Consider the following 21,517-nt stretch of genomic DNA (forward strand, 5'->3'; position numbering starts at 1 on the left):
AAGATCGGTCAGTGAGTAGATCTGGTCACGACCCAATTGTTCAGCAGTCGTTACGGATACCGCCAAAGGTACATCGATGAGCCTTTCATTGCGCAGACGTGCCGTCACGACGATGGCATTGTCATCCTCGCGTTGGCTTTCTGCAGCGGCGTCGCTTGTCGTGTTTTGGGCAAAAGCCGCATTGCTGGTCATGGCGAATGCAAGCGCAGTGCTTGCGAACAAAATTGTACGCATCCGTTAGTTCTCCCTTTCGGCCGCCATCGGCAGGCCTTATGCGAGCCATTCGCAGACGCTATAAAAGGGGTCGAACTTTTTATTTATATGACGAGCAATCGACGTTATCAATATCTCGCGATTTGGTGAACTTCTTTTATGATTCAAATAGAGAGAGGGATAGCAGCAGGCTTCGCAATCGAATGGCGCGGTTTTATTGCCAGCTGAATCCGCCAGCGCGGTGGCAAAGTCAACGATGCTGATGCTTAGGATGAGCAAGGCCGAAGTGCGCGAACATTGCATGGCGATGACCATGCGGTCAGCCAGTCCGATGGCGGTCAGCGTGAAAATGATGATGGCCGAAAGTCATGCTTTGGATGGTGAAGGGTAAGCGGCGCTATCCGGCCGGCCACCGGCCTCGCTCGCTGAAATGGTTTACCCCATCAGGTCACAGCAAGGGCAGCGTCTTCGCTCTTGATCCGCTTGTGATCATCCTCGGCCAGGCCAGCCTTCCAATAGCTGGAGATGTATAACTGATCTCGCCCGAGGCCAAGCTCGCCCTGAAAGAAGCTGCGCAGGGTGCGCATCGTTTCAAACTCGCTGGCGACCCAGGCATACATCTCGCCTTCGCGCGGGGCGGCAGCGCACACGCGGGCGAGCATTGCCTCAGCCCCTGTGCCCGGCACTGGATTAACGAGAAAATCCAGGTCGAAGCCTGGTGGAACCTCGATGTCCTGCCGGTCCTCTTCGCACTGTACCTCGATGATGCCGTAACCGATAGCACTGGCGGGAAGCTGTTCGAGGTTGACGGAGATCGCCGGTAGTGCGGTCATGTCACCAGCAACGAGATAGAAATCGTGGCCTTCAGGCATCGGCTTGGCCGGGCCGGGGCCGCCGATTTCTATCGTGTCCCCAAGCGCCGCCCGCATTGCCCACTGCGTGGCCGGGCCATGTTCCCCGTCGCTGTCGGTGTGGAGCACGAAATCGACATCGATTGTGCCTGCCTGCTGGTGGCGGATCGTGTAGGTGCGCACCGACAAGGGACCGCCCGGTCCATCTGGGAACAGCCGCAGCTTGATATAGCCGCCAGCCTTGCCGTCGGGAAAATCGGCCATGCCCGGCCCGCCCAGCGTGATCCGCAGCATGTTTGGCGTAACCTGTCGTTTGGCGAGGACGGTTGCAGTGCGGGGCGGAGGGCGATGCGGTGGGGCCATGGCGATTATCCCTTGATGTTTCCGCCGAGCGTTTCGGCGAACCAGTCGGCGATGTAGTCGATGGCAAAGGCGTGGTTGTCAGCCCCGACATGCTCGACCCCGCCTTCGCGGTCGGTGAACCACTTTAGCTCGCGGCGAGAGGAGTTGACCAGCTGGTTGTAGGTATCATTGGCATAGTCGGGCGAGATCTGGCGGTCCTTGACCCCGTGGGTGACCAGGAACGGCACCGTGATCCGGTCCATATGCCCGTTGAGGTTCATGTCCTTCGACTTCTCGATGAAGTCGTCCATATCGCTGGCGCCAAACACCCAGAACACGTGGTTCCAGTAGTGCGGCACGGGATTTTCGCCCTCACGCCTCATCCGCTTGAATTGGACTTCGTGCCAGTTGTGGTTCGCTCCCCAAGCAGCGCCCGATGCAAAGCGGGGTTCGTAGGCGACCGCGCGCGGTGCATAATGCCCGCCGAGCGAGATGCCGGTCATCCCGATCCGCGCCTTGTCGATATCATCGCGGGTTTCCAGATAATCGACAAAGGCCGAGGCCCATTGTTCGCTGTGCGGGGTCGCGGGAAGGCCCTGCAGGCGCAGGGCCTCACCCGTGCCGGGCTGATCGACACAGAGCGTATGGATGCCGCGCTTGGCCAGTGCGGTTGGTAGACCGCCCATCCACAGCATCTCCTTCATCGAATCGAGACCGTTGCAATAGACCACACAAGGCGCTGGGCTTTCGACAGGGGCCTTGTGGAACAACCCGCTGATTTCCTTGCCCTGATAGGGAATCGCGATGCGCGTCACCGGCTCACCGGTGAACTGCATCCCGCGCAGGAAATTGCTGATCGCCTTATCATAAGTTTCGGCCCGGCCAGGGTGGCCAAGGCCCTGCATCCGCTCGCCGGTCTGGTAATAGATCGCCGCGCGCTTGAACTTGTTGCCGGCCGAGAATTCGCGACCTGCCGCAAGGTCCTCTTCGCCAAGCTCCACAAGCTTGTCCGCCATGCGGACCCATTCGACCATGAACTCCTGCGTGCCGGCATCCTCGCCCGCCTCGGCAGCGGCCATCAGCGGCTTGATGATATCGACGATCTCACCGATTTTGCCGCCGTTTTCGAGCGCGATCGAGACGGAAAGGTTCCAGACGTAATTGGGGAAGGGTTCGAACAGGGCCAAGGCCTATACTCCTGCAGCGATGAACAGCCCGGCGTCGGGCGATGGCTTGGGCATGGTTTGCGGGCCGCCCTGACCGATGCCCCACTGGTCCATGATTTCCGGCGCGGGCGCAAAAGTGCGCGGCTCCCAGCTGTCATCGTCGGGCACTTCTTCCAACTCGGAAGTGTACTCGACCACAAAGCCTGCCGGGGTGACGAAATAGGCAAAGGTGTTATCGCCCGCCGTGTGGCGACCGGGACCCCACACCGTGTCATTATCGGCGCGGCGCATGCGCTTCAAACCACGCATCATCTCATTGAGGTTAGGCATGTCAAAGGCGACGTGATTGAGGCAGGCTGGGCCGGGCAAAAAAGCGATGCGGTGATGCGCCGTGTTGCAACGGATCAGACTCATGAAATCGCCTATCCAGTCGGTCAGTCGGAAGCCCAGCGTATCGACGAACCATTGGGTCAAGATCTTGTGCTGCGGCGAATGGAACACGACGTGGCTGATCTTTTCCGGGATCCCCTCAAGTGGTTCCAGCATACGAGCAGTCCCGCGCGTTACATCGGCGGAAATCTCCATCTCGATGCCGTCGGGGTTGAAGAAGCGGAAGCCGTACCCGCCGCCGAAGGTGTCCAGATCACGCGGGGCGAAGAGTATCTGACAGCCAGAAGCCACCACCTGATCGTGCAGGGCATCGACATCGGCTCGGCTATCCGCCGCTAATGAGACTACATCGACCTGGCGCACATCGCTCTGCCGCAGTCGCACGACGTAGAGTTCGTCGTGGCCTTCGGTGGCGAGATAGATCATCCCTTCAGCAGCCTCGCCTATCGGCGAAACTTCCTTAAGCTTCCAGTTTTTTGTGTAGAATTCGTGCTCAGCCGCCAGATCGGGCACGGCATAACCCACATATCGAACGTCAGTAACTCTCGCCATCGAAAATTCTTTCCAATCCAGCCTGTTCGCAGTTTCCCAGTTGAGCTCTGCTTAACCAATTCCCTGATGCACAAAAAAGCGACTTAATGGGTTGCCACCTATCGATTGCATTTATTGGTACCCGTCCTTTACCTGCATTCAGTTGCCACTCCCGCGCAGCTTACCACGAAGGCCTCGGCAATCGTGCGGTCTGCGCTTCTTGTCGAACCCGTGATGATCGTGCTCTTACCTCCAAGCGAAAAGCGCGACCGGCAGGGCTGCGTGGTCACTTAATCGGCTCTTCCCCATAGCGGCTGTCGACCTGTTCGGGCTTAGCCTCGTCGAGTGGAAGGCCATTGTGCCGATAGGCAGGGGCCTCGATCAGAATGAAAGCAATCCGGCAGGGCTTATCGGTGGTGTTGCGCCACAAGTGGTTGGTGCCGCGCTGGATGATGACGCCATGCTTGCGAACCGTGGTTCTGCGGCCATCCTCAAGCTCCAGTTCGATCTCCCCGTCGAGAACGATGCCGTAATCGATCGAGTTCGTGCGGTGGAAAGGGCTTTCGCCGCCCGGTAGCATGTCAACGATCCGAAAGGCGCTGCCGCCTTTCAAAGTTGTGCCGACATCACGCGCTCGGCCGTCGGTTTCGTCGTTGTTGTCGGCCGGAACCGTAGCTGTGGTCCACAGCAGCAGGAAATTGGCATCGCCGGTCGGGACCAGCTGCGGTTCGGCCACATCTTCCGACACGAAGCAGGCCCGGCCGTTGGCGTTGTGGCCAGTCACCACCCGCTGGATTGGAGGCAAGCCTACAGTCATGGGCGCACCACCTTCTGTTCCAGCACACCGAAGGGCGACCGGCCATCGCTTGTGCGCGCTTCCATACGGACGGTGTCGCCGTATTTCATAAAGTCGGTGATTATCGCCCCGGTATCGACCATTTCGATCCCGCGCCGCTCAGCGATGCAGCTTGAGCCGACCTCGCGGTAATTGGGGTTGGAGACAGTGCCTGATCCGATCACGGTGCCAGCGACCAGATTGCGGGTGCGCGCAGCGTGGGCGACCAGTTCGTCGAAGCCATAAGCCATCGCCTTGCCGTGGGCATTGCCGAACTGTTGCCCGTTCCAGTGGACGCGCAGGTGCATGTTGGGCTGATTGTCCTGCCATGCATCGGCCAATTCGTCACGCGTGACGGCAAAGGGTGCCATCCCGCAGGGCGGCTTGGCCTGAATCCAGCCGAAGCCGCTGCGCATTTCAGGGCCTGCGAGTTTGCGAAGCGACCAGTCGTTGATTTGCACGATCAGTTTGATGTGCTTTGCTGCGTCGGCAGCACTCGTGCCCATCGGCACGGCATCGGTGATGATGCCGAACTCTCCTTCGAAATCGATCCCCAGCGATTCGTCAATGATCGGCACATCGGCGAGCGGGGCGTAGAAGGTGTCCGAGACGCCCTGATACATCGGCGGCCAATCAGGCTTGAACGGCTCAATGCCAAGGGCTTTGTCCATCAGCGCGCCGTGGCTGGGATAGACCGACCCGTCCAGCCACTGCCATGCACGCGGCAGTGGCGCGAGCAGCCGAGCCGGATCAAGCCGATGGGGAAAATCGCCGACCGCGCGCAGTTCCGCATCGGCGCTGTCCCAGCGTTCAAGAGCCAACTGCAAAGTCGCCATTGGCGCTTCGGCATAATGGTGCCCGTCAGGCGAGATAATGATCAGTCGCCCATCCGGCGTGGCGTTATCGAGCGTCGCAAGGCGCATGCAGAATTCTCCCAAAATCGGCGTATCTTTGGCCGCCCCCGGCGCTAGCGACAAAGGCGTTCATTCGATAGGAAGCCTTCGATGCAATGCGATGGTGCAGACGCAGGCAAGGGAGGATTTGAGCGACGTGACAAGCTTCTTTGATTAAGTGAGGACGACGACAATGGCGCAATGGCTCAAACGCGGCGCAAGCGCACAGGCGAAAGCGGACGCTGATCGCCAAGTTCGCGGGATTGTCGAGGCGGCGCTGGTCGATATCGAGCAACGGGGCGATGTCGCCGTGCGCGAGATGAGCATCCGGTTCGATGGCTGGGACCGTGAGGATTACCGGCTCACCCAAGCCGAGATCGACAATTGCGTTGAGCGGCTGACAGCGCAAGAGCGCAAGGATATCGAGTTTGCGCAGGCACAAGTGCGCGGCTTTGCGCAAGTCCAGCGCAGCAGCATGCAGGATGTCGAGGTGGAAACGCTTCCCGGGGTAATTCTTGGCCACAAGCACATCCCGGTCAATGCCGCAGGCTGTTATGTGCCCGGCGGCAAGTATCCGCTGCTGGCCTCGGCGCATATGTCGGTGATTACCGCCAAGGTTGCAGGCGTGCCGCGGGTCATCACCTGCGCCCCGCCCTTCGAGGGCAAGCCCGCCGACAAGATCGTGGCCGCACAGGCGATGGCCGGGGCCGATGCGATCTATGCGCTGGGCGGCATTCAGGCGATCGGCGCGATGGCGATCGGGACCGAGAGCATCGCGGGCGTCGATATGCTGGTCGGCCCCGGCAATGCCTTCGTTGCCGAAGCCAAGCGCCAGCTGTTCGGCCGGGTGGGGATCGACCTGTTCGCCGGCCCGACCGAAACCATGGTGATCGCCGACGAGACGGTGGACGCCGAAATCTGCGCCACCGACCTTCTCGGGCAGGCCGAACACGGCCCCGAAAGCCCGGCAATCCTCATCACCAATTCCGAAAAGCTCGCCCGCGAAACGATCCGCGAGGTCGAACGGCTGCTCGCGATTCTGCCGACCGCCGACTACGCGCGCCCCGCCTGGGAGAATTTCGGCGAGGTCGTGGTTTGCGACAGCTACGAGGAAATGGTCGCCGTCGCCGATGAATACGCCAACGAACACGTGCAAGTGATGACTCGCGATCCGGACTTTTTCCTGCGCAACATGACCAATTACGGTGCCCTGTTCCTCGGCCCGCGCACCAATGTCTCCTATGGTGACAAGGTGATCGGCACCAACCACACGCTGCCGACCAAAAAATCGGCGCGCTATACCGGCGGGCTGTGGGTCGCCAAGTTCCTGAAAACTTGCACGTATCAGAACGTTTTGACTGACGAGGCGAGCGTGCTGGTTGGCGATTATTGCAGCCGCCTGTGCGCAATGGAGGGCTTTGCCGGGCATGGCGAACAGGCCAATATCCGCCTGCGCCGCTATGGCGGACGCAATGTTCCCTATGCCGGGGCCGCTGATCCTATGCCGCAGACCGCCGCATGATCGCAATCCCCAAAACACCCAGCTTCCGACTTGATGGTAAGCGCGCGCTGGTGACGGGGGCAGGGCGGGGCATCGGCCTTGCCTGCGCCGCCGCGCTGGCCGAAGCGGGGGCAGAGGTAACGCTGGCAGCCCGCACAGCCGGCGAGATAGAGGCCGCAGCATCGGCGATCGGGGGATCAGCCGATGCTGCGGTTCTCGACGTGACCGATCTGGCCGCAGTCGCCGCCTTCTTTGCGGCGCGCGATCCGTTTCACATTCTCGTCAACAATGCCGGAACCAATCGGCCCAAACCGATGTGGGACGCGAGCGAGGATGATTTCGATGCGGTCATGGACCTCAACGTGAAATCGGCCTTCTTTGTCGCTCAGCATTGCTCAAGGCGCTTGATCGTGGCGGGGGAGCATGGATCGCTGATCCATATGGGATCGCAGATGGGGCATGTCGGTGGCCCCAACCGGAGCCTCTATTGTGCGAGTAAATGGGCGATGGAAGGCATGAATAAGGCCTTTGCGCTAGATCTGGCACCATACGGCATCCGGTCGAACACCATCGCCCCGACTTTTATCGAAACGCCGCTCACCCAGCCGTTCTTTGACGATCCTGCCTTGAAGAGCAGTGTGCTGGACAAGATCAAGCTGGGCCGCATCGGTCAGGTCGAAGACCTGATGGGCGCGGTTCTGTTTCTTGCCAGCGACGCATCGGCGCTGATGACCGGCACCAGCCTGATCGTAGACGGCGGCTGGACGGCCGATTAGGCCGCTTAGGCGACCGGCGGCTTGGGCTTGGTGCCGAGCAGACCCCGCAGTTCATCGTCGTAATCGCCGTCAAGCAGCACGAATGCGATCCGCGACATGGTGTCGCCACGATTTTCCCAGCCGTGGTTGGTGCCGACCTGCACCACCACATCGCCGGGGTAAAGCGTGCGCTCGCCGTCTTCCATGATCATGGTCAACTGGCCTTCGATCATGATCCCGAAATCGATTGATTCGGTGCGGTGCATGAAGGCCTGCTTCCAATTCTCCTTTGAAGGCACGGCATCGTCCGAGCCGACTTCGCGGAAGTGCTCAACGATTTCCTCGTAGGTGAACTTGCTGATCTTGTCCCCGGCCGGTTCGAAATCGTGCATCCGGATTCGCACCCCGCCGCGCGGAGGCGGATGGGTCAGATCGGTCTCGCTGTCGTGCATCTGCCGCGACACTGTCACTGGCACAGTCTTCTCGTTCCACACCTCGTAGAAGGTCGTCAGGAACTTGGGATTGGGATAGGTCCGGGGCGGCTGATCAGAGATGATGGTCGCTGTGCCATCAGCGGTGTGGCCGGTCACGACCACTTTCGGTTCACGCAGCATGAGGCTTTCTCTCCCGCGCCCGCTTTGGGCTTTGTAGAAGAGTTTAGGTCGCGCCTGATGGGATCGGAAATCGATTGGAACGGATCGTCTGCTTCGTATGGATGAATAGGATTTTCTGTTGCAGGCAATGCTAGTGGTGAAGAGTCAGCCAAACCGAATGGAACCCGCGTTGATCGAGGCATTCTATACCCCGGACCTGCTTCTATCGCGCGGGCCGCTGCATGGCTGAGCTTGTTCTCTATCATCTGCCCGGTGCCTGTTCGCGGGTGACGATGACCGCGCTGGAGCAGGTCGGCACCGATTATGCCGATCGCGCTGTCAACCTCATGCGGGGAGAGCAGCGGACACCTGAATATCTCAGCGTGAACCCGCGGGGAAAAATCCCGGCCCTGCTGGTCGATGGCCGCCTGCTTACTGAAAATGCGGCGATCGTGTGGTGGCTGCACACGGAACATCCGCAGGCCGGGCTGCTGCCCGCCGCTGATGCCTGGGAGCGGGCGCAGCAACGGTCCGATCTGTTCTGGGTATCATCAGTGTGGCACCCGAGCGTGCGCGCCAACATGATGCCGATCCGCTGGACCACCGGCGATCCGGCCCCGGTGCGCGAGCGTGGTAAGCAATTGATCGCGCCGCTGCTTGCGCGGCTCGAGACGCGGCTGGCAGCGCAGCCGTGGTGGTATAGGGACGGTTGGTCGATCATCGATACCTATCTTTACTGGTGTTACACCACAGCTGAAGAGGGTGAATACGACCTTTCCGGGCTCGATCACATCGCCGATCACCGCCGCCGCGTGGCCGAACATCCTGCCTTTATCCGCGCCATCGCGCGCGAAGATGCCGCGCGCAGGAAGATGAGCTGATGGCGCCGGAACTGATGCTTTACCACGCGCACACCGCCTGCAGCCGCGTGACGCTGACCGCGCTGGAGCAATGCGGGTACGGTTACACCGATCGCCTGCTGATCTTGCAGAAAGGCGAGCACAAGGCGCCTGCGTTTCTTTCCATCAATTCCGGTGGCAAGGTGCCCACCCTGCTGGTCGATGGTCGCCCGCTGGTGGAAAATGGCGCGATCCTGATGTGGCTGGCCGAGACTTTCCCCGAAGCGGGGCTTTTCCCACCCTCGACATCGGCATGGGACAGGGCCCGGTACATGTCCGATTTGCTGTGGGTATCGTCGGGCTGGCACCCCTATGTCCGCGCCAACAAGGTTCCCTCCATGTGGACTACAGGGGATGTCGAGCCCGTGCGCGAACGCGGGCGCGAGTTGCTGGCCGGGGTAGTGCAGCAGCTTGAAGATCACCTCGCTGACCGGCCTTGGTGGTATGGCGAGGACTGGTCGATTATCGACACCTATCTGTGGTGGGCCTACACAAATGCGGAAATCGGTGGCTTCTCCATCGCTGCCTTTCCGCGCGTGCAGGCGCACCGCCAACGCCATGAGGCTTTGCCGCAGTTGCAGCGTGCTCTGGCGCGCGAAGCGGCTGCCGTCGCCAAGCGAGACAAGGAAAACGCATGATTTTTGCCGACCCCAAGGTGCAAGCAGTCTACGACGCATACGAGGCCCGCAATGCCGCAGAAACCGAGCGGGTGCGCACCACCGGCGTGTCCGGCTTCGACATCCGCGACGAATTGCTGCTGCCGGTCGGGGCTGAGGTGGGCGCGATCCTGCACGCGCTGATTCTGGGGCGAAAGCCTGCGCGGATCCTCGAACTGGGAACCAGCTATGGTTACTCCACACTGTTCCTCGCCGATGCTGCACGGCAGGTCGGCGGGACGGTGATCACCATGGAGCAGGCCGATTTCAAGCAGGCCGAGGCGCGGCGGCAGATCGCTGCGGCCGGTCTGGCGGACTATGTGGAGTTCCGGCTCGGCGATGCGGTCGCCATGCTTGCCGAAGATGAAGGGGCGTTCGATTTCGTCCTGCTCGATATCTGGAAAGAGCTTTATCTGCCTTGCTTCGAAGCCTTCCACCCCAAGCTTGCTGACGAAGCTATCGTGGTGGCCGACAACATGATCTTCCCGCCCATGGCGCGCGACGATGTGCGCGCCTATCGCGCTGCGGTTGAGGGTAAGGGCGATCTGCAGCAGGCGCTTCTGCCGATCGGAATGGGGATCGAGATCGCGGTCAAGTGGTCCGCAGGGAACGCAAAACTATAACGCCCGGCGGTGTTGGGCCCGGAATGCATGCCTCGCCGTCAATCCGCCAATGTCGCCCCAATCGCGGCCAGTCCCGCATTGTTGTAGAGGTCGTCCTCGCCCCCGGCGCCGCCGCTGACGGCAATTCCGCCAACCACCATTCCGTTAATGCGGATCGGCTGTCCTCCGCCCAGGATGGTAAAATCGGATGACAGGAAACCCAGGGCGAGCCCCAGGTTGCGACTCGCCATGTCACTGAATGTCTGCGTTGGCGCTTCCAGTGCCAAAGCTGACTTCGCTTTGCCGATCGCCGCCGGTATGGTGCCTGTTCCTGTTCCGTCCATACGCCTGAAATACAACAGGTTCCCCCCGGCATCGACGATGGCCACCGTCACGGTCTGTTTGCGTGCGACGGCCAGGGCAATCACTGCATCGCCCATAGTCTGCGAACCCATGGCGCTAAGGGTGGATATCTGCCGAGTGACAGTATCGAACTGTTTCGAATTGCCGGCACCAGGGCCGTTCTGCTGGGCAGTTGCTGGCGACACAACAAGTGATAAGGCAGCAGCCAAAGCGATTGGCCTGAGCGTAATGATCATGTCCATCTCCAGTTTCGGTGCCCCGGCGATTGCTGGCTCGCCTCAGTTTCCGGCGCGCAAGGCACGGTCTGCCGCGCGGAACTTTGCCAGCATATCGGCAAAGGTCAGACGTGTGTCGATCTGCTTGTAAACGCGCATCAAGCGACCGTGCGGGTTCGCGGTGTAGCTGCCGTCCTCGTTGACGATTGGCGTTGGCCGGAGTGAATATGCGCTTGACGAGGTGTCCATCTGAAAGGCCGATTGCAAGGCAGTCAGCGTGACCAGAGCGGTATCGCCCAACATGAAGCTCTCGCCATCATTGAAGATGAATTTGGGCAGGTTTGCCGACAAACGCGTATGCGTCGCCGCGATCTGCTGGCTGAGGAACTTGCCGAGCGGCCCGCTGCGCGAAAGCTCTTCGAGTTCGGCATGGCTGAACAGCATCTGCCGGAAGGCATTGCGCGGGACTTGCCATATCTCAATGTCGGATTCATTGAAGATGGTCCGGGCAGCCAGAGGATCAAGGGTGAAGTTGTATTCCGTCTCGATACTGCCGGGAGGCGGCGGGGCAAGATCTGGATGTTCGTTTCCGCCGATCCATACGAGTCGCAGGCGGGAGGCGATTTGAGGCGCGGCCAGCCAGGCCGTCGCAATGTCGGTAAGGCTCCCTCCGGCGGAATAGAATAGCGGCAGCCCTGTATCGGTGCGCATGGCCTCGCGGATGATCGCCGCTGTCGCCGCAGTAGAACGTGCCGACCCACGCGATGCCAGGGGCTGCTGCAAACCGGCAACAATCGGCGCAATCTCGGCCCTGCCAATCAGCCCGAGCAATTCCTTTGCCTTGCCGGCAGAGACGACGGCCTTGTCCAGGATTTTGTCGGCTTCTCCAAAATCGCGGTAGTGCGAGCCGACGACAAGCGGGATGCTGACCGATGGCGACAGGCCGAAGTGGGCGAGCTGGAACAAGCTGTCGGGATCGCCGCCAAAGTCGTTATCGACTATGATCCGCATCCGCGCCGCGCGCGCCTGTCCATCGGCTGCGGCAAGTGCCTGGCTGCCAAGGGCCAGTGCCAGTGATCCAGCACCAAATTCGCGCCTGTTCAGCCAAGCCATGCGGCGCTCTCCCGCTCAGATCGCGTGTTCGTCAGCTTCGGTGAGGTCGGCAAGCTTGCCTTCCACCGGCAGCTTGCCCGGCTTGGCCTTGCGATAGGGCTCGAAGCTTTTGCGGTTGAGGTCGAAGGTCATGTCCCACGGGATGTTGTCACCGCGAAAGATTGGCGGGGCGTTGTTCGACCATAGCAGGCTGCCGAAGCGGAAATCCCACGCGCGCGGCACCCAGTTGTCGTCGAGGTAATCGCTGTCGGCGTGATACTCGGCCTCGCCCGCATGGCCGGGGATGTCGCAGTAGTAATAGATTGCGCTGGTCGCCCGGTGGCGGCTGATCCCACCCGAGCTGTTCATGCTGGCGTTCTTCCAGCCTCGTGCGTCCATGATGTTCGCGCCCAGCATCACCTCATCGATATCGTCGCAGCCGAAGGCGATGTGCATGAACTTGAAGTGGTCGGGCGCAATCGGCAGGTCGCAGTTCACCCAGAAGATCGAGTGATGCTCGTTCGTCCCGGCAGCGCGGGCGAAAATGCCGGTGCCTTTCGAATGGTCGGTGTATCGAAAGCCGAGGTGGCGGTCATAAAATTCAAAGCTTCCGACATAATCAGGCGAGAAGAACACGACGTGGTTGATCGTCTTGGGGATGCATTTGTGGCGCCAGATGCGGTGCTGGTTGAAGCGCGGGTAACTGGTGGGGGTGTTCACCGGGCTTGTCTCTGACACGAAGTGCCGCTTGGTCCAGAGCCGCAAGGCAATGGGTTGGCCGTCCGGACACACGCAACGAACCGTGCCGTCGCTCGAGGTGGAAACAGCGACTTCGCGGGCCAGATTGGCAGCGTAACGATCGAGCGAGGCCTGGTCGGCCACACCCCAGACGGTTTCCTTCACGCCGTCTCCGGGAAAGGGATCGGGGTAAGGCAGGCGCGCATCACCTTGGCGGTAGAGGATCAAGCGACTGCCCGAAGGCAGGCGGAACACGGTTTCGGCGCTATCTGCGCTTTCCGGTTCAAGCCCGAAATCAGTCCAGAAGCGCGTATGCTCCGCAAGATCGCTCACTCCGAAGACAACGCTCTCGATACCCAGAATGCTCACGGTCTACTCCTCCTTCTTGCAAAAATTACAATGCATCGATTGGGCAATAGAGAACAATGGATTGCGGCAATCGCCGCCTATCGATGGCGGCAATGGGTCTTAAGGTCTTGACGCGAGAGGTAGCGGGTAAGTAGCGCTATGTTTTGCAATCAGTTATTCAGGCTTTCAGGGTTGGTTTGAAATTCGATTGCTAGCTTGCCACGTTCACCGACGTTTCCCTTGCCGGCATCGTTCCCGAACATCTCAAGTGCTTTGGTTCTAAGCTGCCCGATCACCCACTGGATCCCAAAATCATTGCGACTAGCGATGTGCCACTGGACCGCCTCGCGGATTGGCGGAATATCGAAGGGCACATCGACCATCTTGAGCGGCATGTGTCCGCACACGCGTTCAGCCAACTTGCGATGCATGGTGGCCACCCGATTTGTGCCAACAAGGAGGCCCGGCAGCGACAGAAATGTCGGTGCAACCACTTCGACACGGCGGGCTCGCTTGTGGCGTTTGAGAAACCAGTCTTCGAAAACCGGTATGCGTGAACGACCAAAACGGGTTGTGACATGCCCCAGAGCGAAATAATTGTCGGCGCTGATGGGACCAGACAGTGCTGGATTGCCTGCGTCACCGACTACGACATGGTCGTCCTCAAACAGGAATTCGCGCGGGTGGTCGGAGGACATGGCAAAATCAACCGTCAGCAGCAGATCTATCATCCCACGTTCGAGCGAATCAATTGGGTTGCTCGCCATGCTCTGGATTTCGAAGCGCATCAGCGGTGCTTCCTTTTCGAGCCAATGCAAGGTCTCGGTCAGCAACACTTCGGTCATATAGTCCGAAGCCATGATCCGGATATGCCGCTCGCAAGTCTCAGGCTCGAACTCGGGGGCAACTGCTATGGTGGAGCGGATTTGCTCCAGCACCTTACGGACCGGATCGATCAGCTCCATACCGCGCGGGGTTAACACCATCTGTCGTCCTTTGAGGACCAGCAGATCATCCTTGAAGTATTCCCGAAGCCTCCCGAGCGAACTCGATGTGGCAGACTGCGAGAGGCACAGGCGGTCAGCAGCGAGCGAAACGCTGCACTCTTCGAGCAGAACATCCAACGCGACGAGCAAATTCAGATCCAGGCTCTGAAATCGCAAATCAATTCTCCCGATTTAGCTTAGCGTCTTTAGTGCAATTGAAACAAGGCTACCAAGGTTGGCATCGCCTGCCAAGCCCGCCCTTTCGGCAGCGGGAGTTGAGAGCATCGGGTGGGCACCAAAGGCGGCCTCAAGAGCGATGTCCGGTTGGTAGCTTACCAGAGCTGCGCTGGCACCGCACTGGCTGGCGATTTCAAGGGCAAGGTCGCCCATCGCGATCCTCAGCGCTGGCAGCGTCACCGCACGCGTTGGCGGCAGCAGCGGGGTATCGCAGGTCAGTGCGTGGGTGAGATTGGCGACGCAGCGTTCCACCGATTGCGCCCAGATCGTTGCTTTTTGCGAGACGGGGCAGACGAACGGCGCATTTCCCGCCAGCGCATGAAACAAATTGCTCATGAAGGCCGACTTCATCCCCGAAGGCCCCTTAGGCCGGGCAAGAATGCCCGACAAGCGCAGGGAAACGCCGTCGATCACACCGCGATTGCTGAGCATGGCAATCGCAGTCTCCATCATCGCCTTGTGCCCGCCATAGGTCATCCGCGGTGAAAGCGGCGTGCCATCGTCCACCCCGGCGGCGGGCAGTGGATCGCCATAGACAGCAATAGAGCTGGCATAGACAACGCGGACGCCCGGTCTGGCCGCGCCAGCTTCTTCTAGGAGATCGTACGTGGCATCAATATTGATGCGCCGCGACGTTGCCGGGTCTGCCTCGGCTGCGCCGCCAGGTACCGTGGCGAGGTGCACGACCGCGTCGCACCCACCAGCGATGGCCTCGCGGCGAAGCATCGCATCGCCAAGATCGCCGACGACCATCCGCGCGCCAGCAGGGATACCGTCGCCTGATGTATCAGTACCAACTACTTCGTGACCGCTCGCGAGCAGCCCGCCAAGAAGATGACGACCGACGAAGCCATTCGCCCCTGTGACCAGGATTTTCATTGTTTGACACCTTCCCAGCCCGCGCCCAGCACGCATTTTGCCCTAGAGGCGAACGATCGGGCCCCTTTTCCAGAGCGCCACGTTAGCAGGTCCCCGCATCCTGTCCCGCGCTTGGTCTGGATACCAACCTATCGATGCCAGTGGCACGCTTCGCCCGCTTCGATACTTGCGCATTGAGCGTAAGGATTTTTCGCGGCTATGCGCTTGGCCTATCAGGCTTCGGTGTAAGAGGGAGAAGTTTGCGAAATGAGCGGTACACTTGAGCATTGCAGGAATGCCTTGATCGTGGGTGGGGGGATCGGCGGCATGGCGGCGGCCATTCTGCTCAAGCAGCGCGGTGTTGATGTTGAATTGATCGATATCGATCCCGATTGGCGGGTTTACGGCGCTGGCATAACGATCACCGGGCCGACGCTGCGCGCTTACCGGCGCCTCGACATGGTGGACAGCATCGCGCGCGAAGGCGCTATTGCGCCGGGATCTTCGCTTTATTCCTTTAATGGTCACTTCCTGCGTGACCTGGATGAGCCGCCGCTCGAACAAGGGCTCCCGGCCACCGGCGGGATCATGCGTCCTGTACTCCATCATCTGATGCAGGATAAGGTCAAGGCGCTAGACGTTAAGGTGCGGCTAGGGATCACTGTTAGCGAGCTTGCCAATACCGTGAGCGGCGTAAAGGTCGCGTTTTCCGACGGCACGCACGGGCAGTATGATCTTGTGGTCGGCGCGGACAGCGTGCGCAGTGCCGTCCGTGACCTCGCTTTTCCCCACATGAGCAAGCCCGAATACACCGGCCAAGGCTGCTGGCGGGTGTCGATGAAGAAGCCACCTGCGCTTGAAAAGGGCGAGATTTATCTCGGCCATGAATACACCTGCGGGATCACCCGCTGCGCCGAGGATAGGATCTACCTGTTCCTGCTGACTCCGCACCAACGCAACAGCAAGCATTTCGATGATGCCGAGCTTTTTTCCGGCCTGAAGGAGCGGCTCGCCGATTTCGCCGGCAACGCCGGTTGGGTCAGGGACAATATGACCACGCAGGACTGGATCAACTATCGCCCGCTCTCCGCGAAGATCCAGCCACGTCCGTGGCACGATGGCAGGATCGTTTTGCTTGGCGATGCAGTGCATGCCACGACACCGCATCTTGCATCGGGCGCAGGGATGGCAGTTGAAAGCGCGATTGTCCTGGCGGAGGAACTCGCGACGGCTGGCACCGTGGAAGAAGCGCTCGCAGCATATGAGGAACGACGCTACGACCGCTGCCGCGACGTGGTCGAATGCAGTATTGCGATTGGTGCTGCCCAGCTGTCGGGTGGCTCGCCCGAACAGATCGGCAGCATGACCGGGCAGGCACTCCACCGTCTAGCCGCACCATTCTGATCAAAATGCAGCTGAACATCGAGCCCAATTCGCCTTTCTTCAGGTACTCACGGGAGCTAATATGATGACCGACGAGAGTCTGACCCACACTATGGCCGGGACCCGTCATGGGATCGTGGTTATGATCTGTTCTGTCATGCCGGTGATGGCGATCATTGCGCTGGTGCCTATTCTGCCGCTGCTGCTCGAAGAGTTTGCTATGACGCCCGGCCACCAATTTCTTGTGCCGATCACGCTGACGGTTCCGGCACTGTGCGTGGCGCTATTTTCGCCGTTGGCGGGCTGGCTGGCGGACCGTATGGGGCGCAAAGCACTGCTGATCGGTGCGCTGGTGGCCTATGCCGCTTTGGGGATTATCCCGATGTTCCTGCGGGATCTTGGCCAGATTCTTGCATCCCGCATCGCCCTGGGTTTGGTCGAAGCGGTGATAATGACGGTGTCGACCGTGCTGATAGGCGACTACTTCGAAGGCGCACGCCGCGAGAAATGGATTTCGGTGCAGATTGGGTCCGCTTCGATTTCAGCGATCATTCTGATTGCTGTGAGCGGGGCACTGGCCGAGGTGCTCGGATCCCGCGGGCCTTTCCTGCTCTATCTGCTGGCGATCCCGGCGGCCTTGGCAGCATCGATCATATTGTACGAACCCAAAGTCACCAAACCTTTGTCCGAAGCAGAGGGTGGCCGCTTTCCCTTCGCCGTGGTGCTGCCTTTGGCGCTGACCACGGTGTTTGTCGGGGTGTCGTTCTATACCGTGATCGTCCAGCTTGGGCCTATCCTGCAAATGTCGGACGATGTTCCGCCGATTGCGATTGGTCTGATCGGGGCCGTCTGCAACATTGCCGTGACGATCGGTGCCGTGGCTTTTCACAAGTCCGGGCGTGAGGCAGGGGCTGGTCTGTTGGGTCTTGGGCTGGCGATCAGCGCCATCGGCTATGCCGGAGCAGGGCTGTCGGGCAGCCTGCCCCTGATTGCCGCATCGCTGATTTTCGCCTCGGTCGGCAGCGGCATCATGCTGCCAAACATGTTGACCTGGACAATGCGCTCTCTGCCACCGGAATCGCGGGGCCGAGGCTTGGGGCTTTGGACTGGGGCGTTCTTCCTCGGACAGTTCCTTGCACCGATCGTTGCTACTGCTGTCACCGGCGCGACGGGCGGGCTTGCAACCGCGCTGATCGTCTTTGCCGGGGCTCTTGCCTTGGCCGCCGGATCAACTTTGTTGGTGACCCGCGCTGCGCCCGCCTGATACCAAACTGCACTATCCTGACCCTTTAAGGTTGCCGTTTCCCGTTTTCTGACAAGGCGCAGGCGAAGCTGCGATGTGGTTCATCGTCGCGCGGCTGCAACAGATCGGCGGCGAGGTCGGCCCGCCCAAGAGCTCCACCCGCGTCCGCGTGCTCGACATCCCGCCCGACAGCGAGGAGTTTGAGCACTTCACCCCGGAACAAGACCGCGCCTGCTTCGGGCAAATCGATGCAGGTGGCCGAAGCATCGCCTGTGCTTACGTTAGGCGTCGAGATCGCCGGGCAGCGGTTCGACCCGGCGAAGCGCTCCGAACGGGACATCGTTGTGCGTGTTTGCCGTCAGGATGTGCGTGCGCGGGCGTGGCGCTGCGAGAGCGCGGACGAAGACTTCAGCCTCGGCATACCGGACTTCGACCAGCAGGCAGCCGGTTTTATCTCAGAGCGTGACCTTGTTCAGGGTCTTGCCCAGATCAATCACAATGGTGGCGCCTTTCGGCGAGCGCGCATCTCCCTCTCTCCGATTCCACAAATCAATCACTATCAATCATTATTGATCGTTTGCACTTAAATTGTTATCAGACTCGGTGTGCGGTGCAAAACCGCTTGTTCCCATCGAGGATGCGATGAACGCCCAGACCCTGATTTGCGCCGCTGCCCTGCCATTTGCAGTCCCGACGAGCCGCTGGGACGACTCGGTTGCTGCAACGCTGTCTCCGGCGGAGCTTTTGCTGTACCGTGCGAACCTGCTTGGTAGCGACCTGACGGTAACCAATTTCGGGGGCGGCAATACGTCGGCCAAGCTTGTCGAAGTCGATCCGCTGCCGTTCGCGCATGTCAATCACGTCCATCCTGATGCGATCATAGCGCTGGCGGGGTCTTCGGGTAGTGAGGCGGCAACGCAAGCAATCTGGGGCGGCAGAATCGGCTGGCTGCCGTGGAAGCGGCCGGGGTACACGCTGGGCGTAATGCTGCGTGATTATGTCGCGGCAAATCCTCACTTGGAGGGCGTCATGCTGGCTGGCCACGGGATCATCTGCTGGGCCGACAGCGCGAGAGCCTGTTGCGAACACACGGTGCAACTCATCGCGGATGCTGTGAACTATCTCAACGCGAAGCTGGCGGACAAGCCGGCGTTCGGCGGACGGGTCGTGGCCGACAATCCCGACCGCGCAGCCATCGCGGCTGACCTGATGCCGCGCCTGCGCGGGTTGATGACCAGTGCCCGCAACAAGCTTGGCCACTGGTCTGATGATCCCGAGGCGCTGGAATTTACGGGCTCGGCCGATTTTGCGCGGCTGGCGGTGCTTGGCACATCATGCCCCGATCATTTCTTGCGAACCAAGATCGCGCCGCTTGCGCTTGATCCTGCAAGGTTGCGCGACGACGGCTATCTGGCGCAGCAGATTGCAGATTACCGCGCAATATATGCGGGTTATTACGAACGCTGCAAGCGCAGCAATTCACCCGCCATGCGCGATGCCAATCCGGTCGCCGTGCTGGTGCCGGGCGTCGGGCGCATTACCTTTGCCACCGACAAGACCACCGCGCGGCTTGCCGGAGACCTCTATGGCAATGCGGTCAACGTGATGTGCGGCGCGGAGGCTATTGGCGAGTACATCGCGCTGGATGAACAGGAAGCGTTCGATATCGAATACTGGTTGCTTGAAGAAGCCAAGCTACAGCGGATGCCCGCGACAAAGCCGCTGGTCGGCAAGATTGCGCTTGTGACCGGCGGTGCAGGGGGCATCGGCGCGGCGTCTGCTGCGCGAAGGCGCTTGCGTGGTGCTGGCCGACCGCGATGGCGCAGCGGTAGAGGATGTGCACGCAGGGTTTACCAAGCAGTTCGCCAAAGACATGGTCCGCGCCGCTGTGTGTGACGTAACCGATGAGCACCAGTTGCAGGCGGCGTTCGATCTTGCTTCGCGCGAATTCGGCGAGCTCGATATCCTCGTCGCCAATGCAGGTATCGCCTCGTCCGCGCCGATTGAGGAGACCACGCTGGAGCTGTGGAACCGCAATTTCGACCTGCTGGTGCAGGGCTATTTCCTCACCGCGCGCGCCGCATGGCCGCTGATGACACGGATGAAGGAGCAGGGCGGGGCCTCGGTCGTGTGCATCGGTTTAAAGAACGGCGTCGCGGCGGCGACCAATGCCAGCGCCAGGGCTGCGGCTAATCACCTGGCGCGATGTCTGGCGCTGGAAGGCGCGCGCCATGGCATCCGTGTGAACGTGGTCAACCTCGATGCGGTGATCAAGGGCAGCAAGATCTGGTATGGCGACTGGCGCAAGGAACGCGCAGGCGCTCACGGTATCGACAGCGGCAAGGAACTGGAAGAACACTACCGCGCACGTTCGATGCTCAAGCGCGACGTGCTGCCCGAAGACATTGCCGAAGCGGTCTATTTCCTCGGTTCGGATATGAGCGCAAAGTCTACCGGTAACATGATCAATGTCGATGCGGGCTATGTGCAGGGTTTCACGCGCTGACGCCTTCGGGAGAGGACAAGAAGATGACGCGACTTCCGATTTCCGCAGACCTGATTGCGACACGCAATGCCGTCCATGCCGAAGCGCTGGAGGACGACTATGCCGCGTTGGGCCGCAAGCTGGCGCGCACCGGGATAGATATTGACGCGATCAAGGACCGTGTTGCGGGATTCTCGGTCGCCGTTCCTTCGTGGGGCGCTGGCCGGGGCGGCACGCGTTTTGCCAAGTTTCCGATTGCGGGTGAGCCGACCAATATTCACGAAAAGCTGGAGGATTGCGCCGTCATCCAGCAGCTTGGCCGCGTAACCCCGCGCGTGTCCCCGCACTTTCCGTGGGACAAGGTTAGCGACTATAAGGGCTTGCGTGCAGAGGCTGCCAGCCTTGGCCTCGGCTTCGATGCGGTCAATTCGAACACGTTTCAGGATCAGCCAGAACAGGCGTACACTTACGCCAACGGCTCGCTCGCCGCGCAGGATGCGGCCACGCGCCAACAGGCCGTGGATCATAACATCGAATGTATCGAGATCGGTGTGCAGCTTGGTTCGACCGACCTGACCGTGTGGGTCGGTGATGGCACCAACTTCCCCGGCCAGCAGGATCTGAGCCGCAGCCTTGATCGCTATCTGGAGGCCGCGAGCAAGATCTACGCCGCGCTGCCCTATGATTGGCGCATGCTGCTCGAACACAAGATGTTTGAACCGGCGTTCTATTCGACCGTGATCAGCGACTGGGGCTCCTCTATCCTCGCCGCGCAGGAACTGGGACCAAAGGCCAAGTGCCTCGTCGATCTCGGCCACCATGCGCCGAACGTGAACATCGAACAGATCGTGGCGCGCTTGCACCGCTTCGGCAAGCTGGGCGGGTTCCACTTCAACGACAGCAAGTATGGCGACGATGATCTCGACAGCGGATCAATCAACCCGCACCAGCTGTTTCTGGTGTTCAACGAACTGGTCGAGGCCGAACACGATCCGCGTGACGGCTTCAATCCCAGCTACATGATCGACCAGTCGCACAATGTGACCGACCCGATCGAATCGATGCTGTCCTCTGCCGAGACGATCACTCAGTGCTTCGCCAAGGCGCGACTGGTTGACCGGGCGGCGCTCCACGCAGCGCAGGAAGCCAATGACACGATGATGGCCTTCCAAGCCCTGCGCCGTGCCTACAACATCGATGTAGCCCCCATCCTCGCCAAGGCGCGCATGGAAGCGGGCGGGGCGATTGATGTCTTGGAGGCCTATCGCCTCAGCCAGTACCGCAGCCGCAAGGCGCAAGAGCGCAAGGCCGTAGGATTGGGCGCGGGCATCGTCTGACAGCC

At 60.6% G+C, this 21,517-nt stretch carries 23 protein-coding genes and 1 pseudogene; 12 read left to right on the plus strand and 12 right to left on the minus strand.

All coding sequences use genetic code 11. From position 1 onward, the window contains the following. Window positions 1–234 (minus strand): annotated as a pseudogene (locus IP81_RS18530) (TonB-dependent receptor); the annotation flags it as partial. A 235-nt stretch (window positions 235–469) separates the two neighbouring features. Between IP81_RS18530 and IP81_RS21555 the strand changes: the two are divergent. Beyond that, entirely contained in the window at window positions 470–604 is a 135-nt protein-coding gene (locus tag IP81_RS21555; protein ID WP_255352445.1) for a hypothetical protein, read from the plus strand. 52 nt (window positions 605–656) lie between these two features. On the opposite strand, the gene IP81_RS18535 is transcribed toward IP81_RS21555, so the two are convergent. From IP81_RS18535 to IP81_RS18555, 5 genes are all read right to left on the minus strand, one after another. Beyond that, entirely contained in the window at window positions 657–1,427 is a 771-nt protein-coding gene (locus IP81_RS18535) for a siderophore-interacting protein (protein WP_054109488.1), read from the minus strand. A 5-nt stretch (window positions 1,428–1,432) separates the two neighbouring features. Then, window positions 1,433–2,593: a S9 family peptidase gene (locus IP81_RS18540; RefSeq protein WP_054109489.1), complete on the minus strand. Its 1,161-nt coding sequence runs from the start codon at window positions 2,591–2,593 to the stop codon at window positions 1,433–1,435. Window positions 2,594–2,596: 3 nt separating this feature from the next. Further along, complete coding sequence (locus IP81_RS18545) at window positions 2,597–3,514, minus strand: VOC family protein (protein ID WP_054109490.1); 918 nt, start codon at window positions 3,512–3,514, stop codon at window positions 2,597–2,599. A gap of 265 nt (window positions 3,515–3,779) precedes the next feature. Next, entirely contained in the window at window positions 3,780–4,310 is a 531-nt protein-coding gene (locus IP81_RS18550; RefSeq protein WP_054109491.1) for a cupin domain-containing protein, read from the minus strand. Further along, the gene (locus IP81_RS18555; RefSeq protein WP_054109517.1) at window positions 4,307–5,251 is read right to left on the minus strand and encodes a fumarylacetoacetate hydrolase family protein; all 945 of its coding nucleotides are present in this window, start codon (window positions 5,249–5,251) and stop codon (window positions 4,307–4,309) included. Before IP81_RS18555 ends, IP81_RS18550 begins: the two co-directional genes overlap by 4 nt. A gap of 163 nt (window positions 5,252–5,414) precedes the next feature. Between IP81_RS18555 and hisD the strand changes: the two genes are divergently transcribed. Both hisD and IP81_RS18565 read left to right on the plus strand, forming a co-directional pair. After that, a complete protein-coding gene (gene hisD / locus IP81_RS18560; protein ID WP_054109492.1) occupies window positions 5,415–6,743 on the plus strand; it encodes a histidinol dehydrogenase in 1,329 nt (442 codons plus the stop codon). After that, window positions 6,743–7,498, plus strand: a complete 756-nt coding sequence (locus IP81_RS18565; RefSeq protein ID WP_197274705.1) for an SDR family NAD(P)-dependent oxidoreductase — start codon at window positions 6,743–6,745, stop codon at window positions 7,496–7,498. The genes hisD and IP81_RS18565 overlap by 1 nt, the downstream gene beginning before the upstream one ends. 5 nt (window positions 7,499–7,503) lie before the next feature. On the opposite strand, the gene IP81_RS18570 is transcribed toward IP81_RS18565, so the two are convergent. After that, window positions 7,504–8,091 (minus strand): cupin domain-containing protein, encoded by a 588-nt coding sequence (locus tag IP81_RS18570; RefSeq protein ID WP_054109494.1) that lies wholly within the window; start codon window positions 8,089–8,091, stop codon window positions 7,504–7,506. A 221-nt stretch (window positions 8,092–8,312) separates the two neighbouring features. Here IP81_RS18570 and IP81_RS18575 point away from each other — a divergent pair, with 221 nt between their 5' ends. The 3 genes from IP81_RS18575 to IP81_RS18585 are packed head-to-tail and all read left to right on the plus strand — an operon-like array spanning window position 8,313 to window position 10,248. Next, a complete protein-coding gene (locus tag IP81_RS18575) occupies window positions 8,313–8,951 on the plus strand; it encodes a glutathione S-transferase family protein (RefSeq protein WP_054109495.1) in 639 nt (212 codons plus the stop codon). Next, a complete protein-coding gene (locus tag IP81_RS18580) occupies window positions 8,951–9,607 on the plus strand; it encodes a glutathione S-transferase family protein (protein ID WP_054109496.1) in 657 nt (218 codons plus the stop codon). The genes IP81_RS18575 and IP81_RS18580 overlap by 1 nt, the downstream gene beginning before the upstream one ends. Further along, on the plus strand, window positions 9,604–10,248 hold the full coding sequence (locus IP81_RS18585) for an O-methyltransferase (protein ID WP_054109497.1): 645 nt from the start codon (window positions 9,604–9,606) through the stop codon (window positions 10,246–10,248). Before IP81_RS18580 ends, IP81_RS18585 begins: the two co-directional genes overlap by 4 nt. Before the next feature lie 38 nt (window positions 10,249–10,286). On the opposite strand, the gene IP81_RS18590 is transcribed toward IP81_RS18585, so the two are convergent. The 5 genes from IP81_RS18590 to IP81_RS18610 form a co-directional block, all read right to left on the minus strand. Next, a complete protein-coding gene (locus IP81_RS18590) occupies window positions 10,287–10,826 on the minus strand; it encodes a heme-binding protein (RefSeq protein WP_197274704.1) in 540 nt (179 codons plus the stop codon). Window positions 10,827–10,868: 42 nt separating this feature from the next. After that, window positions 10,869–11,918 carry a nucleoside hydrolase gene (locus IP81_RS18595; protein WP_054109499.1) on the minus strand — a complete coding sequence of 350 codons (1,050 nt, stop codon included), beginning with the start codon at window positions 11,916–11,918 and terminating at the stop codon, window positions 10,869–10,871. A gap of 15 nt (window positions 11,919–11,933) precedes the next feature. After that, complete coding sequence (locus tag IP81_RS18600) at window positions 11,934–13,004, minus strand: VOC family protein (protein WP_054109500.1); 1,071 nt, start codon at window positions 13,002–13,004, stop codon at window positions 11,934–11,936. Window positions 13,005–13,153: 149 nt separating this feature from the next. Continuing rightward, window positions 13,154–14,146 (minus strand): LysR family transcriptional regulator, encoded by a 993-nt coding sequence (locus IP81_RS18605; RefSeq protein ID WP_054109501.1) that lies wholly within the window; start codon window positions 14,144–14,146, stop codon window positions 13,154–13,156. 15 nt (window positions 14,147–14,161) lie between these two features. Next, window positions 14,162–15,085 (minus strand): NAD-dependent epimerase/dehydratase family protein, encoded by a 924-nt coding sequence (locus tag IP81_RS18610; RefSeq protein ID WP_054109502.1) that lies wholly within the window; start codon window positions 15,083–15,085, stop codon window positions 14,162–14,164. A 246-nt stretch (window positions 15,086–15,331) separates the two neighbouring features. Here IP81_RS18610 and IP81_RS18615 point away from each other — a divergent pair, with 246 nt between their 5' ends. The 6 genes from IP81_RS18615 (at window position 15,332) to IP81_RS18635 (ending at window position 21,512) form a co-directional block, all read left to right on the plus strand. Further along, complete coding sequence (locus IP81_RS18615) at window positions 15,332–16,468, plus strand: FAD-dependent monooxygenase (RefSeq protein WP_054109503.1); 1,137 nt, start codon at window positions 15,332–15,334, stop codon at window positions 16,466–16,468. A 64-nt stretch (window positions 16,469–16,532) separates the two neighbouring features. After that, window positions 16,533–17,711 (plus strand): MFS transporter, encoded by a 1,179-nt coding sequence (locus IP81_RS18620; protein WP_054109518.1) that lies wholly within the window; start codon window positions 16,533–16,535, stop codon window positions 17,709–17,711. A gap of 227 nt (window positions 17,712–17,938) precedes the next feature. Continuing rightward, on the plus strand, window positions 17,939–18,277 hold the full coding sequence (locus IP81_RS18625; RefSeq protein ID WP_054109504.1) for a hypothetical protein: 339 nt from the start codon (window positions 17,939–17,941) through the stop codon (window positions 18,275–18,277). Between the two features lie 55 nt (window positions 18,278–18,332). After that, window positions 18,333–19,586: a class II aldolase/adducin family protein gene (locus IP81_RS18630; protein ID WP_231627127.1), complete on the plus strand. Its 1,254-nt coding sequence runs from the start codon at window positions 18,333–18,335 to the stop codon at window positions 19,584–19,586. Next, window positions 19,489–20,196, plus strand: coding sequence for an SDR family oxidoreductase (locus IP81_RS21425; protein WP_231627128.1), 708 nt, complete (start codon window positions 19,489–19,491; stop codon window positions 20,194–20,196). The genes IP81_RS18630 and IP81_RS21425 overlap by 98 nt, the downstream gene beginning before the upstream one ends. Before the next feature lie 23 nt (window positions 20,197–20,219). Continuing rightward, entirely contained in the window at window positions 20,220–21,512 is a 1,293-nt protein-coding gene (locus tag IP81_RS18635) for a TIM barrel protein (RefSeq protein ID WP_054109505.1), read from the plus strand. Window positions 21,513–21,517: the final 5 nt, after the last annotated feature.

Origin of the sequence: Novosphingobium sp. AAP83, from assembly GCF_001295795.1 — a bacterium.
Lineage (GTDB): Bacteria > Pseudomonadota > Alphaproteobacteria > Sphingomonadales > Sphingomonadaceae > Novosphingobium.